Raw genomic sequence first — 14,431 nt, 5'->3', positions numbered from 1 at the left:
CAAAAAATAGCCAGCCGAATGGTTCGGCTGGCCTCTTTGATTAGTCTTCGCAAATATCCAGGTCAACATCGGCAATACATTGAACAGCGCAGAAGCATGTTAAGTCAACAGTTACGCAGTCATTTGTACTGCGGAAGTAGTCAACTTCGCAAACCTTTTTCAAGTCGATGCAGCAGTCATCAACAAGGTTTACTGTTTTGTCCGGGCCAGGTTTTCTGTTAATTGGCTCTAGAACGCGAAGCACTGCACAGCAGTTATCAAATACTTCTTCTACTCTAAAGAAGATTGATACACAAGCACAGTCATTTCCTGTAAAGAATGCATGGAATGGTGACCCATCTGCTGTTTTTAGTGTGAATACGCGTGTATCCGGGCGCTTATGCCGCTTTCTGTTTGAAGGTGAAATCGCTCCAAGCGGCTCCAGGAAACAGTTTGAAGGGCATTCGCACACATCTTCTGCGTTATCTTGAATATCTTTTATAGCACGAACTACTTCACATACACAGCTTTTGCCTTTGAAGTCGTCTTTTTTTCCACAACCCATTTTTGTTTTCCTCCTTGTTTGTTTCTTGTGGTCTACACTACTAACATATTGCCGAAGTGCCCTATGGGTTACGGACAAACGCCTTGTTTTTTCAAAAAATAGGCTATTTTTTTACATTTGAGGTGAAATGAAAAAAATGGACATAACACCTATGGAGCTGCTGATTTTGGCTCTTGCAAGCTTCAGACTGACCAGACTGATTGTATTTGATAAAATTACTGTTTTTTTGCGAAAGCCTTTTTTGGAAGAAGTGGAAGAAACAGATGAGAACGGGGAAATGGAAGTTTATTGGATTGTGAAAGAAGGAAGGGTGCGTGGATTCTTCGGGGAGCTTCTAAGCTGTTATTGGTGTACTGGCATGTGGAGTGCCTTATTTTTATATGCTTCCTATTACTTCTATGCATCCTTTGCAGCTCCGGTGCTGCTCATTTTAGCGGTTGCCGGACTGGCTGCCATTATAGAAACTCTTATGCAAAAGCTGATTGATTAGCTTATGTCTATTTATATTTATTTGGGCATTTGATTTACACAAGCTCCTGAGGCTCTGCATAAATTAATTAGAGGAAAATTATTGTAAATGGAGGGCCTCATCAATGTTAAATAAGGACAAAGATCAGCAAACGGAAAAATCACAGCCGGTCAGCAAGAAAAAGAAGAAGAAAAAGGGATGCGGCTGCGGAAAAAAACGATAAAAAATCAGGAGCCGGTGTTTCCGGCTTTTTTTATTGGGGTTCTTCTGGAAAAAATAGGATGGATATTAATGTTCATAAATCTAAAACATTTCGAGGACAATATAATTAAAGATTTTACATAGGAAGGGACTATTATGAAAAAGAAACTTTTATTGTTTATTGCATTTTCACTGATCTTATTATCAGGATGCAGCGGTGATGGAGAGGTGACGGACAGCGACCTTGCACTCCTCAAAACGACTAATCCCCCAGCAGTATTAATTGATAAAAATACAAAGGAAAATTTGAATTTAGTTGAAAACATTGAGCATGACGTCGAAAAAATGAAAGAACTATATGATGTTGCAGTTGTTAAGAGCAATGGGGACACACTAGTTGCTTATAAAGTGAAGCACCTGCAGCGATTCCACATGAAAAAAATTGAAAAAAAGATGACAAAAATGCTTGAGGAGAAATACCCGGATGAGAACTTCATTGTTTCAAGCGATTATAAAATCTTTATAGAGGCAGTAGAACTTCAGGAAAAAATGAAAGATCCCGATTTTACAGACAAAAAGGCAAAAAAGAAGCTTGATAAAATCATTAAACTTAAAAATGAAATGACATAGAAGGGAGCGGGAATCATGAGCAAAAAAAGTAATAAAACCCCTGAACAGCAGCAATATGAGAAACTTGAGCAAAAGCATGAACTTAAACGCCCGGTCCTGAAAAATTGTATTCGTGCTTTCTGGGTGGGAGGTCTCATCTGTATCGTTGGACAGGCAATAACGTATTTTTATATCTACTTCTTTAATTTCACTGAACAGACAGCCGGAAATCCCACTGTTGCAACCATGATTTTTATATCCATGCTGCTGACAGGTTTTGGGGTTTATGACCGTTTAGGCCAGTTCGCCGGAGCTGGGAGTGCTGTTCCTGTTACAGGATTTGGAAATGCTATGATCTCAGCTGCTATTGAACACCGCACCGAAGGATTTGTGCTGGGTGTTGGCGGGAATATGTTTAAGCTCGCTGGCTCAGTTATTCTTTTTGGGGTATTTTCGGCTTTTGTAGTAGCCCTGATAAAAACGCTATTAATTATTTGGGGGGTTATTTAATGCTAAAAGGAAAACAATCCTGGGTCTTTCAAAATCTCCCCGTCATCGCAGCAGCCGGTGTTTCAGGCGGGCCTTTTGAGGCAAATGGCAATCTGTCAGAGGATTTTGATGTTCTTCATGATGATTTATGGATGGGTGAAGATTCTTATGAGAAAGCACACCGGATCCTTTTGGAAGAGGCCGGTCAAACGGCCTTAAATAAAGCAAATGTCCAAAAGGAGGATGTTCAGTTTTATATTGCAGGGGATTTAATTAATCAGATAACACCTTCAAGTTTAAGTGCAAGAACAATTCAAATCCCTTATTTCGGGATTTTTGGAGCTTGTTCAACTTCAATGGAAGGACTTGCTCTGGCGTCCTTCATTGTCAATTACCGGGGTGCAGATTACGTTTTGACAGGAGCTTCCAGTCATAATGCCGCTGTTGAAAAGCAATTTAGATATCCAACAGAATACGGAGGCCAGAAGCCGCCAACAGCCCAATGGACAGTAACTGGTGCAGGTGTGGCTCTGGTATCCGCGAAAGCAGCCGGACCCAATATGCCGGTTACCACTTCAGCCACCATCGGCAAAGTAATCGACATGGGTTTGACAGATCCTTTTAATATGGGAGGAGCAATGGCGCCTGCAGCAGCCGATACCATTACTGCACATTTTAAGGACATGCAGCTCGATCCATCCCATTACGATTTGATTGTCACAGGGGACCTTGGCAGAATTGGCCAGGAAACGGCTTATGAACTGCTCACAAATAATGGGTTGAAAATAGACAGAGAAAAATTTAAAGATTGCGGATTAATGATTTATAAAGATGATCAGCCAGTCCAGTCCGGCGGGAGCGGTGCAGGGTGCTCGGCTACTGTTTTGTACGGTCATCTCTTAAATCAAATGAAGCAAGGGGCTTATAGAAGAATCCTTGTGGTCGCAACGGGTGCGCTATTATCGCCTTTGACATTCCAGCAGAGTGAAAGTATTCCCTGTATTGCCCATGCTGTATCTATCGAAATGAATTAGAGGAGGAAATTGAATGCTGCCTATGTTTTTCTGGGCTTTTGTAATTGGTGGCCTATTTTGTGTATTTGGCCAAATAATGTTTGATGTTTTTAAGCTGACACCAGGCCATACTTTAAGTCTTTTAGTTGTATTAGGAGCTGTACTTGATGGAATTGGCCTGTATGAGCCGCTTGCTGACTTTGCCGGGGCAGGGGCGACCATCCCGATAACAAGCTTTGGCAATTCCCTTGTTCATGGAGCCCTGCAGGAAGCTGATCAACATGGGCTGGTCGGCGTGTTAACAGGAATGTTCGAAGTGACCAGCTCCGGTATTTCAGCTGCGATAATCTTCGGCTTTATTGGTGCACTAATTTTCAAGCCGAAAGGCTAAATGACATTAGGAAAATACACAGGAATGCTATTTTAGTTATATAAAACAAGCCCCTTATTCCAATCTGAATGAATAAACCAAGCACGTCTTGGGAGCTTGCCCATACACCCTGCTTATTTATCACATATTGTGTAGGGAGAAATCCAAGTGAGGTGAGAGGCATGGGCTATGGCTATGGAGGCTGCGGATATGGCGGGGGCTATGGAAATACGTTTGTTTTAATCGTCGTCCTATTCATTTTACTCATTATCGTCGGAGCAAGTTTCTACAACTAGATTGTAAAGAGCTGACTCAGAACCGGCAGCAGGTTTTGTGTCGGCTTTTTTGCATATAATGTACATAAAGTGAACTTCAATCAGTGGGGGTGTTCCTTATCCCCACTGATTGTTAGTTGAGGCCCACAGGACAAGGAAGGCTTCGTCAGCATGAGCATCGCACGACCAAATGCGACAGCTTTTGGGAGGAAGCGGGTCACAAAGACGTTGCCACAGGACAAGGGAATCTGCGGCAGCAATACATCGCACGACCGAAAGCGGCAGCTTTTGGGAGGACGTGGCGTTCTTAGTCTTTGTCCTTATTTCGGGCCTTTACATTATCAAGCGAGGCGACTTGCCCAGGGGTGACAAGCGAGCCCCTAGGAGCCGCAGCTGGATTGGGCAGTTTGACCACCACTTATCCTCTTTTGATTCCTCTGAATCTTGAAGCGGGGGTCTTACTGCCCGTGAGACTGCGATAAATGATTAATACATTTCACGTTTTTCGCCCACCTTCATAAGATATAAAAGAGTAAATGAAGGAGCGTGATTGAGCAGCATGGATAACAACTTTTTTAAAAACCTTGAAAAGAAAACAGGCGTAAATATGAAGGATGTATTTGAACTGGCCGGCTCTTTGCAGAGTGCAAATTTTAAAGATGAGAAAACAGTGCGAAATGTAATCAAAAGGGTTTCGCAGATTGCAAACAAACCCGTCTCTAAGGATATGGAAGATAAGATTGTCAAATCGATCGTTGCTGATGGTAAGCAGCTTGACTTTAATACCATTTCCCAGATGATGAATAAAAAATAACAGAAGGGCCTGGCCGGGTTAGCAGCCAGGTCTTCTGTTTATTTTTCGTCTTTGTTTCTGCCGCTTCTTGTGATGGGGGCAAGGAACCTTGATGGATATGCCTTCCGTCCACGCCTTTTTTCCGGAACAGATATATACAAATCCTTCCTGGCCCTTGTTACAGCAACATACATTAATCTTCTTTCTTCCTCTAAAGGGGCAGACTCACCTGAACGGTAAGCTTCCAAAGCATGGTCATGCGGAAGGTTTCCTTCAACTGCACCGGCCACATATACCACATTATATTCAAGCCCTTTTGCACGGTGGATAGTGCTTAATGTAACGGCATTATCATTATTTCTGCTTAGGCGCTTGATTTCTTTGTTCATGGCTTTCATATGTTCAGTATGCTCCAGAAACTCTTGAAGAGACTGGAAATTACGTGCAGCGACCTTCAAATCTTTTATATCATCAGAGCCTTTATCCATTTTATTGCCTTCATTGCCTCGTTTTTTTATAAAGTCCTGAAATCCCAATTCTTTTTCAACCGTTTCAATTGCGGTGGTTGGAGTAAGCCCTGAGATTGATCTTGTAACAGGGATCACTTTTTTCAATTTGCTTTCCTGAAAAGCAAAGCCTGTTTTTATAAACTTCAGGCTCTCCAGCAATGAGCAATCCTGTAAGATGCTTTCTGCCTTAATATCCTGAAGGACGGATTGTTTAATAAACAATGAAGGCAGCATATCCTTTAAAGCATTTTGGTCATCCTCATTTACCGATAGCTTTAGAAAAGCAAGCATGCTTCGAACAATAAATCGATCATAAAATGATTCGGCATCTTGATCCAATTTAAAAGGAAGGCTGGAATTAGCCAGCCGCTCAAAAATGGCTCTGCTCCCGGTATGGGTACGGAATAATACTGCAAAATCCCCCGGTTCATATCCTTCTTCAATTTTTTCCCGGATATCAGTCAGGATCATCGTAGCTTCTTCTTCCTCATCATAAGGAAAAAAGAGGAAGGGGTGCTGTCCACCGGAAAATTGAGCACTCATGCTTTTGGGACGTCTAAATTTATTCAGAGAAATAATTTTGTTTGCAGCTGATACAATCTCATGAGCAGAGCGGTAATTCTGATTCAATGTTATTACCTTGGCACCAGGGAAATCTTTCTCGAAATCCAAAAGATACTGGGGATCGCTTCCTCTGAAGGCATATATAGATTGATCATCGTCTCCCACGGCACAGACATTTTTAGTTCTATCAGACAGCATTTTCATTAGCTCATATTGAACATTATTAATATCCTGGAATTCATCAATCAGGAAATAATGAAAGCGGTTTTGATATTGTTCCAGAATCTCAGGTTCTTCCAGAAAAAGGGCATGGCAGCCTGTGAGCATATCATCGAAATCAAATAATTCTTTTTTTGTTTTAGTTTGTTCATACCTTTGATAAAGAATCGCAGTTTGTTCCTCCCAATCATTCTTTGGGTTAACCTTGCCAGGTACGATAAGAGAATTTTTCCAATAGCTGATTTGCTGGAGGGCAAGATCAAAGGCAAATTCCTTTTCATCGAGTTTTAAGTCTTTGCTGGATTCTTTAATAATCTGTTCCCGTTGCCATTCTTTATTAAGGAGCTTTCCTGAAGTCCATTTATTGGGATTGTGGAAGGAAAGTATCCGATAGAATAAACTGTGAAAAGTGCCTGAAACGATTTGCCTAACCTTTCGGGAATCCATTCCGGGGTATTGGATAAGACGCTCCTTCATTTCAGCAGCAGCCTTAGCTGTAAATGTAACAAGCATAATGGATTTAGGGTCGATATTTTTCTCGCGAAGCATAAAAGCAGTCCGTGTTGTTAAAACACGGGTTTTGCCGCTGCCTGCACCTGCCAGAACGAGCAGCGGGCCATCTAAATGAGACACAGCCGCTGCCTGCTGTTTATCCAAGAATACACCTGCCTGTAAAAGGGACTTTAGGTATTCATCAGGGAAACTGGGACTGGCAGTACCTTCTTTTCTATAGGGGGGGATATTTTTTACCGGCTGAGCTTTTTTAAAGGCTGATTCGGTTTCCTTTATTGCGGCTGAAGCAATTGACCTCGAAACAGGAATTTTAAACCCATTTCTTTCTATATATTCTTCATTCTCAGTCTGGACTGGTTCGGGGTTAAGAATTATATCTCTGCACGTTCTGCTGTCTTGATGAATATGATAAAAATGAGGTTCATCAAGAATTCCCAAATACAAACGGACAGAAGCTCCGCATTCAGGGCAGAACAGCTTTCCTTTTTTGCCCTCTTCATAAATATGCTGAAAACTTTCTCTGTTCAATTGTTCCAGATTCACAGTCTTATTATGTAACTTTGCTGTTTTCATAAAAATACCCCATTATATATAAATTGCCGAGTTTAACAATATTATTTCTTTTTAACAACAAGACAAATTTAATCATAACAAACCGGTAGAGGATTCTAAAGTGCTTTTCTGTTTAAAATTTCATGGAAACGGGTACATAAAATGAAAAATAGTTACGTATTCTCTTAATAATCAGATAAAGTGAAACTTCAATCAGTGGGGGTTTTCCTTATCCCCCACTGATTGTTAGTTGAACCAATCGGGCCTTTACGGGCAGTTTGAGCCCCACTTATCCTCCTTTGATTCCTCTGAGTCATGAAGTGGGGGTCTTACTGCCCGTTAGACTGCGATAAATACATAATCGAAAGGGGAGTCTTCATGGGCTATATTCTGCCTGTAGCTTCATATCAATATAATCAGTATGCAGAAAGAGAGATTGGCACAAAGTATGATCCTTTTCGGTTCGTGCCAGTTGCCAGGATATCAGCACAATCCAATGAAAAAGCTTTCCGCCACGAACTTCCCCTTGATTTTCAAAGAAGGTCAACTAAATCAATTACTAAGGAGCGGGAAAACACCCAAACACGCAACACAAGGAAAATAGCAGAAGAAACATATGGAGAGCTGACAGGAAAAGGGCGTTTTATTAGTGAATGCATATAAGAAAGAGCCATCAGGCAGAAAAAGGAGAGGCTTAGTACGTTTGCACGTGCAATGCCTCTCCTTTTTTCCATTCAGCATACAGAACATCTTTGACACCGCTCGCTCCCAATTTTTTTATTTCATTCTTTAGTATCTTTTCGTCCCAATTAATGCTCTTCAGATTATCCCAAACCACCTCTCCGTCTAAAATTAATGTTACAGGCAGTTCTGCATTATTTATTGGGAGATTTAAATCCTGAATGGTTGGTGCTGCGAAAAGCGGCTTTTTTAATGCGCTGACCGTTCCATCTGTTTCCAGAATGGCATATTCACATTCCCTGATTGAAAAAACATCTTTTGATCGGAGGAGGTGCTGAAGCTGATTGATATCAAGATGATTTTTCTTCAGTTCTTCGTAAATAATTTTCCCTTTTTTTATAACTATTGAGGGTTCACCTTCAAGAAGCTTGCGTGCCCGTTTATATTTCTGAGTAATGATTTCCGTCGCGTAAATTAAAGTTCCCCATACTGTAACAGCAAAGAAAATCTCGGGTATTCCAGTCTCCTGGTCGTATAAAGCATTGCCAACCAGCTCGCCTAGCACGATGGCTGAGATAAAATCAAAAGGAGTAATTTGTGTAATTTGTGTTTTTCCCAGGAGTTTTGCCATAATAAACAAGAAAATATATCCTACCACAAGTACACTTAAGATATGTAAATATTCCATTCAAACCACTCCTTAGAATGCTGTATCCCAAATAGTGTTTGCAGAAAGCCCGATAATTATTGCAAATAACTTTCAAAGCAGCTTCTAACGCGTTTTGTCTGGGATGAGGCATCAAAAAAGCTCCCGCCATCATGGCAGGAGCTTGTCCGTTATATCGTTTTCTTCATTGTACGGTGCGGGATTCCGGCATCCATAAATTCTTCAGAGATCACCTTATAGCCCAGTTTTTCATAAAAAGGTATGGCCTGAGTCTGGGCATTTAATTTTAAGGCAGACAATCCCTGTTTCAAAGCATGTTCCTCAATTTTATCCATTATTGCTTTTCCGGATCCGCTCTTGCGGTGTTCCTTCAATACGCAAATTCTTTCCACTTTGCCATTGCCGTCAACGGTACGAAACCTTCCGGCACCTGCAGGCATGCCATTATTATAAAGTACAAAATGGACTGCTTCGTCCTCGAACTGATCGATTTCCTCTTCTTCAGGAACATTTTGCTCGCTGACAAAAACGTGTTTCCTTACTGAGAAAGCATCTTGCAGTTCTTGCTCAGATGATACAACTTTTACTTCCATTTCACTATTCCTTTCCTAGCCTGAATGTTTCATAAACGGTCCAAGAACCATTTTCCAGCTGATACAGAAGGTGAAAACGATCGATAACCTCTTCATGATTCACGGGCTGCATCCTTAAGCTTCCATAAACATCTGAATGCTCATCATTGGAGAGTTTTTGCCCGATGGTAATATGTGGGACAAAATTATACTCGGGTGTTTCTCCGCTAATATGATCATTTAGTTCAACATGTAACTCTTCGAGCTGTGCTGAAGGCTCAATTTTGAAATAAATCACATTGTTGACAGGCTGGAAAGAGCTGATTTTTGATGCATTTATTTGAAATGGTTCGTGTTTCTTAGCAATTTCATAAAGCGTTTCTGTCAGCCGCTTTATTTCTTCTTCAGATGCTTCAAAGCGCGATCTTAAAGTTATATGCGGAGAAATTAGAGCATAATGCGGGTCATACCGCTTTCTATAAGAATTGGCCAAATCCTGCAGCTTTTTTGACGGGAAAATAACGATGCCGTAATTAGTCTCCATACAACAACCTCCATGTTTATTAATAATTTTTATAATTTGCAGGTTAACTTAAATGAAAAACACTTTGTTGAACTATTATAGCAAATTTTCGAAATTCACTATATAATTATACCTTTTTTCACAATAAAAAGCAGTGAGCTTAGGTAATCTTTTTATAGCGGAGTATAGTTCTTTTCACTCAATTTCCAGTTAAAACATAAACTTTAATGCCCTTTTTAAATCAGGCTGCCAGTATGTCCAGGTATGATCTCCATCGAATTCATCATAGAAGTAAGGAAATTTCCTTTGCTTAAACAAATTGGAAAGATCCCGGTTTGGAGTAAGAAAATCTTTCTCTTCCCCTCCTGTGGTTTTTACAGATGTCTCGCCTTTCCCGATAACATGATAAATATTAAGAAGGTGAGGATGCGTAAATTCCTCTACTGCTACTGAAACGGAGTTATCAACATAAGGTGATTGAAGAATTAACCTCCCGAAAGTATTAGGGTATTGAAGGGCCGCCATTAAGGAAACAGTTGCAGCAAGGGAATCTCCCATAAGTGCTCGTCCCATTCCCATTTGATAGGTAGGGAATTCACGGTCAAGATATGGAACAAGTTCATGTGCAAGAAAACGGATATATGCATTATGCTGTCCACCGTCCGGATGATATTTCTCCCATCTGTCCTTGACGTTTTTATAAGGGACACCAACAATAATGATGTTTTCGATTTCTTTTCCATCTAATAATTCATCTGCGATGCGTCCGACTCTTCCCAGCTGGAAGTAATCCTTCCCGTCCTGAGCTATAACAACAGTGTATTTATATAAAGGTGAGAAGGAAGCGGGCAAATAAATGAGCAGTTCAACTTCTTCACCCAGTTCTTTGCTTTGAATCCTGATATCCTGTATTGATCCTCTAGGGTAATCCATAATGTCTGTTCCTCCGTTTAGTCTTTATGTAAGAGTTTACATGATGATTTTATCATATATATATAGGAATTGCTTTTTACTTGCATTCTCATTCATAGACCGGGATACAATTTTATTGGAGTAAGTAAGTTTCTATATCATAATGCAGCTAGGAATCATTTGACAATTCTAATAAGGTTTATGTTAGTATATAATTGATAAAATCTAAACTTTATAAGGGGGAAATAGGATGAAAAAGAGAAGTATATTCCTGGCCACAGCTCTGCTGTTAGCGCTTTCTATGGTTCTTGCAGCCTGCGGCGGCGGAAAAGATGAAGGCGGCGGAGATGGAGAAGGCGGAGCAGACAAGCCTAAGTTTATGAGCATCGTGACTGGTGGAACAGGCGGTACATACTATCCGCTGGGCGGATCATTCGCTGAGATTATTTCTGATGCAACAGGCATTGATACAAATGCTGAAGTTTCAGGTGCATCTGCAGAGAACATGAACACACTGAAAGATGGCAATGCAGAGATTGCATTCTCTCAAACTGACATTGCTTCATATGCGCAAGAAGGTAAATTAATGTTTGAAGGTGCAGCAGTTGACAATGTAAGTGCGATCGGTACACTTTATCCTGAAACGATCCAGATCGTTACTACTGCAAAATCTGGCATTAAATCTGTTGAAGACTTAAAAGGCAAAAAAGTTTCAATCGGAGCACCTGGTTCAGGAACTGCTGCAAACGCAGAACAGATTCTTGAAGTGCATGGAATCAAATTGGATGACATCCAAAAACAGGATCTTTCTTTTGATGAGTCAACTGCCGGAATTCAGGATGGCACTATTGATGCAGCATTCGTTACAGCAGGAACTCCTACAGGTGCTGTAGAAGGACTTTCTGCAACTGAAGACGTTGTGATTGTTCCGATTGAGCAGGATAAAATCGATGCATTAATTGAGAAATACCCTTACTATGTGAAGGATGAAGTGCCATCTGGAACATATAAGCTTGCAGAAGCTGTGCCGACAGTAGCAGTACAGGCAATGCTTGTTGTTTCAAATGACCTTTCAGAGGATGTAGTTTACGATGTTACGAAAGCAATCTTTGAGAACCTTGATAAAGTTACACATGCCAAAGGAAAAATGATTAAGGCTGAAAATGCTGTTAAAGGTACTGGTATTGAACTGCACCCTGGTGCTAAAAAGTACTTTGACGAAAAAGGCTTTAAAGCTGAATAACCTTTCACTAACATAATCAAATGATGAAATCTGGCCGGCTGTAAAACCTGATAAGGTTATTGCGCCGGTCAATTAATTTTTTTAAATGAAGTGGCAATCAATTGTAAAAGCTGACAAATTTTTTTAGGCGGAGGTTTCATGAACTTTAATAAGCCAGGGTATAAAAAGGCGGTCCTGGCACTCCTCGTAATCATAACCATCGCAATCATGTTCTTCATACCCATTAAGCAGGCAGGTGTTTTTGAGTATCAAAACAAAGGAAAGGTGATTGCTTATTTCCCGATTAAAGAGAACAGAACATTTAAGATAAAGTATACACATTCCATCCACCTTACGGATGTTGTAGAAAGCTATACTATAACCGGAGATGGAAGTATTAAATTGTTCGAACTCATGTATGAGGATTTTGCCATTGGCATGCCTGAAAATGCTTCAGATGGAGAAACATTTGAACAAAAGAACGGCAAATATTATATTAAGAATATGAATAGGGTTTTTCCTTCATTTGACTTAAGGCTGGGTAAGGTCAGAGCGAATCACAGATTGATTTTGCAAGGCCAGGAATATGTCCTTACAGATTATATCGAACCCGGTACATGGGTAAGAATAAAGGCAAAAAAAATAAACTTATTCGAGGTATTGAAAGGAGTGAATATCCTTGGAAAATAAAGGGGAAACATTATCTCTTGAGGAACAGCAGAAATTGCTGGAGAAATATGATCCAGAGGCTGGTACAAGGAAATTAGGAGGAGTATTAGGCTGGATCGTCTTTTTTGGGCTTTTAGCATTTTCGCTTTTCCACTTATATACAGGGGTTTTCGGGATGCTTACAGCCCAACTGCAGCGTTCGATTCATTTAGGTTTTGCATTAGCCTTAATCTTTCTGTTATTCCCTGCAAGGAAGAAAGACAGGGGACGAAAGCATAAGGTTGCCTGGTATGATATCATTTTAGCTATACTGGGTATTGCTGTAGGAGCTTATTGGCCACTTTTTATTGATGAAATTGTCATGAGGGCCGGGCGTCTGACCGAGATTGATTTTTATGTTGGTCTAATTGCAGTTCTTCTGGTTCTGGAAGCAACCAGGCGTGCGGTTGGTCTTCCCATCACCATTATTGCCGTCATTTTTCTTGCCTATGCAATGTTCGGGCCATATATGCCGGCATTTTTGGCGCACCGGGGTCTTGATTTAGAAAGATTGGTGCAGACCATGTTCTTTACGACCGAGGGAATCCTGGGTACCCCTTTAGGCGTATCTGCTACGTTTATTTTCCTATTCTTGTTATTTGGTTCGTTCCTTGTAAAAACGGGGGTTGGCCAGTATTTTAATGATTTGGCCGTATCCATCGCTGGAAAGAGAACAGGCGGACCTGCGAAGGTTGCCATTTTCTCAAGTGCACTACAGGGAACGATTAGCGGAAGTTCTGTAGCTAACGTAGTAACTTCAGGCTCTTTTACCATCCCTATGATGAAAAAGCTTGGCTACAAAAAAGAATTCGCTGGCGCAGTTGAAGCGACTGCATCAACTGGCGGCCAGATAATGCCTCCAATTATGGGTGCTGCTGCATTCCTCATGGTTGAGTTTATTGGCGGCGGAATTACATATTGGGATATTGCAAAGGCAGCTGCAATTCCTGCTCTTCTATATTTTGCAGGAGTCTGGATCATGACTCACTTTGAAGCGAAACGTGTAGGTCTTAGGGGCCTTAAAGACGAAGAGATGCCTAACCGCAAAGAAGTAATGAAGAAAATTTATCTGCTGCTGCCGATTTTAGCAGTTATCATCCTGCTGATGAGCGGAATGAGCGTAATTCGTGCTGCTCTTTGGTCAATTGTCATTACGGTTGCGGTAAGTATGATTAGCAAGGAAACACGTATTGGATTCAGAGATGCAATCGATGCTTTAGTTGATGGTGCACGCACAGCTTTGGGCGTTGCTGCAGCAACAGCTGCGGCAGGTATTATTGTTGGGGTAGTTGTAAAGACAGGTCTTGGATTAAAGATGGCGAATGGCCTTCTTGATCTCTCCGGAGGGCTGTTGATTCCTACTTTGATGCTGACAATGGTTGCAGCAATTATCCTTGGAATGGGATCACCTACAACGGCAAACTATGTTATTACATCAACAATAGCCGCCCCGGCAATCATTCTCCTGGGCGTACCTGATTTATCTGCTCACTTATTTGTATTCTACTTCGGTATTGTGGCAGATGTCACACCTCCAGTTGCTCTTGCAGCATTTGCTGCAGCTGGAGTATCCGGCGGAGATCCGATAAAGACAGGAGTAACAGCATCCAAGCTTGCCATCGGAGCTTTTATTATCCCATACATGTTTGTCCTGTCACCGGAGTTATTGATGATCGACACCACTTGGTATTACTTAATCTGGGTAGTATTCACCGCTTTGGCAGGTATGATGGCTATTGGCGCGGGTGTAATTGGCTACTGGCTGCGTAAATTGAATATTTTTGAAAGACTGCTTGGAATTGCAGGAGGCCTGCTGCTTATTTACCCTGAAGGGGTTACTGATATTGTAGGATTATGTATCTTTATCCTGTTAATTGCATTGCAGGTTTTCATAAAAAAAGACGATCAGGCCAAGCCGCAAACAGCTTAATTTGTTAAAAAAAGCTCACGCGCTTGATCAGGAATTTCCCGAAGTACAAAGATAATTTACAGAAAAAAAGGAAGGATGCTCATATGAGATCCTTCC

The 14,431-nt window shown here is 41.0% G+C and carries 17 protein-coding genes; 11 read left to right on the top strand and 6 right to left on the bottom strand.

All coding sequences use genetic code 11. The features are described from left to right. Window positions 1–40: 40 nt before the first annotated feature. Complete coding sequence (locus tag AC3WTL_RS09470) at window positions 41–544, bottom strand: CotY/CotZ family spore coat protein (RefSeq protein WP_048008286.1); 504 nt, start codon at window positions 542–544, stop codon at window positions 41–43. A gap of 136 nt (window positions 545–680) precedes the next feature. On the opposite strand from AC3WTL_RS09470, the gene AC3WTL_RS09465 reads away from it, so the two are divergent. The 7 genes from AC3WTL_RS09465 to spoVIF all read left to right on the top strand — a co-directional run bounded on the left by AC3WTL_RS09465 (window position 681) and on the right by spoVIF (window position 4,784). Further along, the gene (locus tag AC3WTL_RS09465) at window positions 681–1,034 is read left to right on the top strand and encodes a DUF1360 domain-containing protein (RefSeq protein ID WP_222497352.1); all 354 of its coding nucleotides are present in this window, start codon (window positions 681–683) and stop codon (window positions 1,032–1,034) included. 336 nt (window positions 1,035–1,370) lie between these two features. Further along, complete coding sequence (locus AC3WTL_RS09460; protein ID WP_048008285.1) at window positions 1,371–1,844, top strand: YhcN/YlaJ family sporulation lipoprotein; 474 nt, start codon at window positions 1,371–1,373, stop codon at window positions 1,842–1,844. A gap of 15 nt (window positions 1,845–1,859) precedes the next feature. Next, window positions 1,860–2,333, top strand: coding sequence for a stage V sporulation protein AC (gene spoVAC / locus AC3WTL_RS09455; protein WP_197214659.1), 474 nt, complete (start codon window positions 1,860–1,862; stop codon window positions 2,331–2,333). Then, window positions 2,333–3,346 (top strand): stage V sporulation protein AD, encoded by a 1,014-nt coding sequence (gene spoVAD, locus AC3WTL_RS09450; protein ID WP_248346705.1) that lies wholly within the window; start codon window positions 2,333–2,335, stop codon window positions 3,344–3,346. Before spoVAC ends, spoVAD begins: the two co-directional genes overlap by 1 nt. 13 nt (window positions 3,347–3,359) lie before the next feature. Continuing rightward, a complete protein-coding gene (gene spoVAE, locus AC3WTL_RS09445) occupies window positions 3,360–3,716 on the top strand; it encodes a stage V sporulation protein AE (RefSeq protein ID WP_048008282.1) in 357 nt (118 codons plus the stop codon). A gap of 161 nt (window positions 3,717–3,877) precedes the next feature. Then, window positions 3,878–3,991 carry a YjcZ family sporulation protein gene (locus tag AC3WTL_RS09440; protein WP_019381501.1) on the top strand — a complete coding sequence of 38 codons (114 nt, stop codon included), beginning with the start codon at window positions 3,878–3,880 and terminating at the stop codon, window positions 3,989–3,991. Window positions 3,992–4,529: 538 nt separating this feature from the next. Further along, complete coding sequence (gene spoVIF, locus AC3WTL_RS09435; protein ID WP_076256981.1) at window positions 4,530–4,784, top strand: sporulation-specific transcription regulator SpoVIF; 255 nt, start codon at window positions 4,530–4,532, stop codon at window positions 4,782–4,784. Between the two features lie 38 nt (window positions 4,785–4,822). Here spoVIF and AC3WTL_RS09430 read toward each other — a convergent pair whose 3' ends face one another. Then, complete coding sequence (locus tag AC3WTL_RS09430) at window positions 4,823–7,141, bottom strand: UvrD-helicase domain-containing protein (RefSeq protein ID WP_222497348.1); 2,319 nt, start codon at window positions 7,139–7,141, stop codon at window positions 4,823–4,825. Window positions 7,142–7,498: 357 nt separating this feature from the next. On the opposite strand from AC3WTL_RS09430, the gene AC3WTL_RS09425 reads away from it, so the two are divergent. Next, window positions 7,499–7,783, top strand: coding sequence for a hypothetical protein (locus AC3WTL_RS09425; RefSeq protein ID WP_222497346.1), 285 nt, complete (start codon window positions 7,499–7,501; stop codon window positions 7,781–7,783). Between the two features lie 31 nt (window positions 7,784–7,814). Here AC3WTL_RS09425 and AC3WTL_RS09420 read toward each other — a convergent pair whose 3' ends face one another. From AC3WTL_RS09420 to AC3WTL_RS09405, 4 genes are all read right to left on the bottom strand, one after another. Then, window positions 7,815–8,489, bottom strand: a complete 675-nt coding sequence (locus tag AC3WTL_RS09420; RefSeq protein WP_048009076.1) for a DUF421 domain-containing protein — start codon at window positions 8,487–8,489, stop codon at window positions 7,815–7,817. Window positions 8,490–8,638: 149 nt separating this feature from the next. Beyond that, complete coding sequence (locus AC3WTL_RS09415) at window positions 8,639–9,061, bottom strand: GNAT family N-acetyltransferase (RefSeq protein ID WP_197207630.1); 423 nt, start codon at window positions 9,059–9,061, stop codon at window positions 8,639–8,641. Between the two features lie 4 nt (window positions 9,062–9,065). After that, the gene (locus AC3WTL_RS09410) at window positions 9,066–9,584 is read right to left on the bottom strand and encodes a YjcG family protein (RefSeq protein WP_222497337.1); all 519 of its coding nucleotides are present in this window, start codon (window positions 9,582–9,584) and stop codon (window positions 9,066–9,068) included. Between the two features lie 189 nt (window positions 9,585–9,773). Beyond that, window positions 9,774–10,496 carry an alpha/beta hydrolase gene (locus AC3WTL_RS09405; RefSeq protein ID WP_222497335.1) on the bottom strand — a complete coding sequence of 241 codons (723 nt, stop codon included), beginning with the start codon at window positions 10,494–10,496 and terminating at the stop codon, window positions 9,774–9,776. 229 nt (window positions 10,497–10,725) lie between these two features. Here AC3WTL_RS09405 and AC3WTL_RS09400 point away from each other — a divergent pair, with 229 nt between their 5' ends. The 3 genes from AC3WTL_RS09400 (at window position 10,726) to AC3WTL_RS09390 (ending at window position 14,335) form a co-directional block, all read left to right on the top strand. Beyond that, window positions 10,726–11,718: a TAXI family TRAP transporter solute-binding subunit gene (locus AC3WTL_RS09400; protein ID WP_222497333.1), complete on the top strand. Its 993-nt coding sequence runs from the start codon at window positions 10,726–10,728 to the stop codon at window positions 11,716–11,718. A 138-nt stretch (window positions 11,719–11,856) separates the two neighbouring features. After that, window positions 11,857–12,387 carry a DUF1850 domain-containing protein gene (locus AC3WTL_RS09395; protein ID WP_222497332.1) on the top strand — a complete coding sequence of 177 codons (531 nt, stop codon included), beginning with the start codon at window positions 11,857–11,859 and terminating at the stop codon, window positions 12,385–12,387. After that, a complete protein-coding gene (locus AC3WTL_RS09390) occupies window positions 12,377–14,335 on the top strand; it encodes a TRAP transporter permease (protein ID WP_048009082.1) in 1,959 nt (652 codons plus the stop codon). Before AC3WTL_RS09395 ends, AC3WTL_RS09390 begins: the two co-directional genes overlap by 11 nt. The last annotated feature ends 96 nt before the right edge of the window (window positions 14,336–14,431 follow it).

The sequence above is a fragment of the Cytobacillus sp. EB106-05-05-XG126 genome (assembly GCF_058791715.1).
This window is presented reverse-complemented; position numbering and strand designations above follow the sequence as displayed.

Excerpts from the sequence above, each read along its gene's own strand:
- AC3WTL_RS09410 (WP_222497337.1), bottom strand. The coding sequence starts at position 9,584 with ATGGAGACTAATTACGGCATCGTTATTTTCCCGTCAAAAAAGCTGCAG.
- spoVAD (WP_248346705.1), top strand. The coding sequence starts at position 2,333 with ATGCTAAAAGGAAAACAATCCTGGGTCTTTCAAAATCTCCCCGTCATC.
- AC3WTL_RS09470 (WP_048008286.1), bottom strand. The coding sequence starts at position 544 with ATGGGTTGTGGAAAAAAAGACGACTTCAAAGGCAAAAGCTGTGTATGT.
- AC3WTL_RS09395 (WP_222497332.1), top strand. The coding sequence starts at position 11,857 with ATGAACTTTAATAAGCCAGGGTATAAAAAGGCGGTCCTGGCACTCCTC.
- AC3WTL_RS09430 (WP_222497348.1), bottom strand. The coding sequence starts at position 7,141 with ATGAAAACAGCAAAGTTACATAATAAGACTGTGAATCTGGAACAATTG.
- AC3WTL_RS09440 (WP_019381501.1), top strand. The coding sequence starts at position 3,878 with ATGGGCTATGGCTATGGAGGCTGCGGATATGGCGGGGGCTATGGAAAT.
- spoVAC (WP_197214659.1), top strand. The coding sequence starts at position 1,860 with ATGAGCAAAAAAAGTAATAAAACCCCTGAACAGCAGCAATATGAGAAA.
- AC3WTL_RS09425 (WP_222497346.1), top strand. The coding sequence starts at position 7,499 with ATGGGCTATATTCTGCCTGTAGCTTCATATCAATATAATCAGTATGCA.
- AC3WTL_RS09465 (WP_222497352.1), top strand. The coding sequence starts at position 681 with ATGGACATAACACCTATGGAGCTGCTGATTTTGGCTCTTGCAAGCTTC.
- spoVIF (WP_076256981.1), top strand. The coding sequence starts at position 4,530 with ATGGATAACAACTTTTTTAAAAACCTTGAAAAGAAAACAGGCGTAAAT.
- AC3WTL_RS09420 (WP_048009076.1), bottom strand. The coding sequence starts at position 8,489 with ATGGAATATTTACATATCTTAAGTGTACTTGTGGTAGGATATATTTTC.
- AC3WTL_RS09405 (WP_222497335.1), bottom strand. The coding sequence starts at position 10,496 with ATGGATTACCCTAGAGGATCAATACAGGATATCAGGATTCAAAGCAAA.
- AC3WTL_RS09415 (WP_197207630.1), bottom strand. The coding sequence starts at position 9,061 with ATGGAAGTAAAAGTTGTATCATCTGAGCAAGAACTGCAAGATGCTTTC.
- AC3WTL_RS09400 (WP_222497333.1), top strand. The coding sequence starts at position 10,726 with ATGAAAAAGAGAAGTATATTCCTGGCCACAGCTCTGCTGTTAGCGCTT.
- spoVAE (WP_048008282.1), top strand. The coding sequence starts at position 3,360 with ATGCTGCCTATGTTTTTCTGGGCTTTTGTAATTGGTGGCCTATTTTGT.
- AC3WTL_RS09460 (WP_048008285.1), top strand. The coding sequence starts at position 1,371 with ATGAAAAAGAAACTTTTATTGTTTATTGCATTTTCACTGATCTTATTA.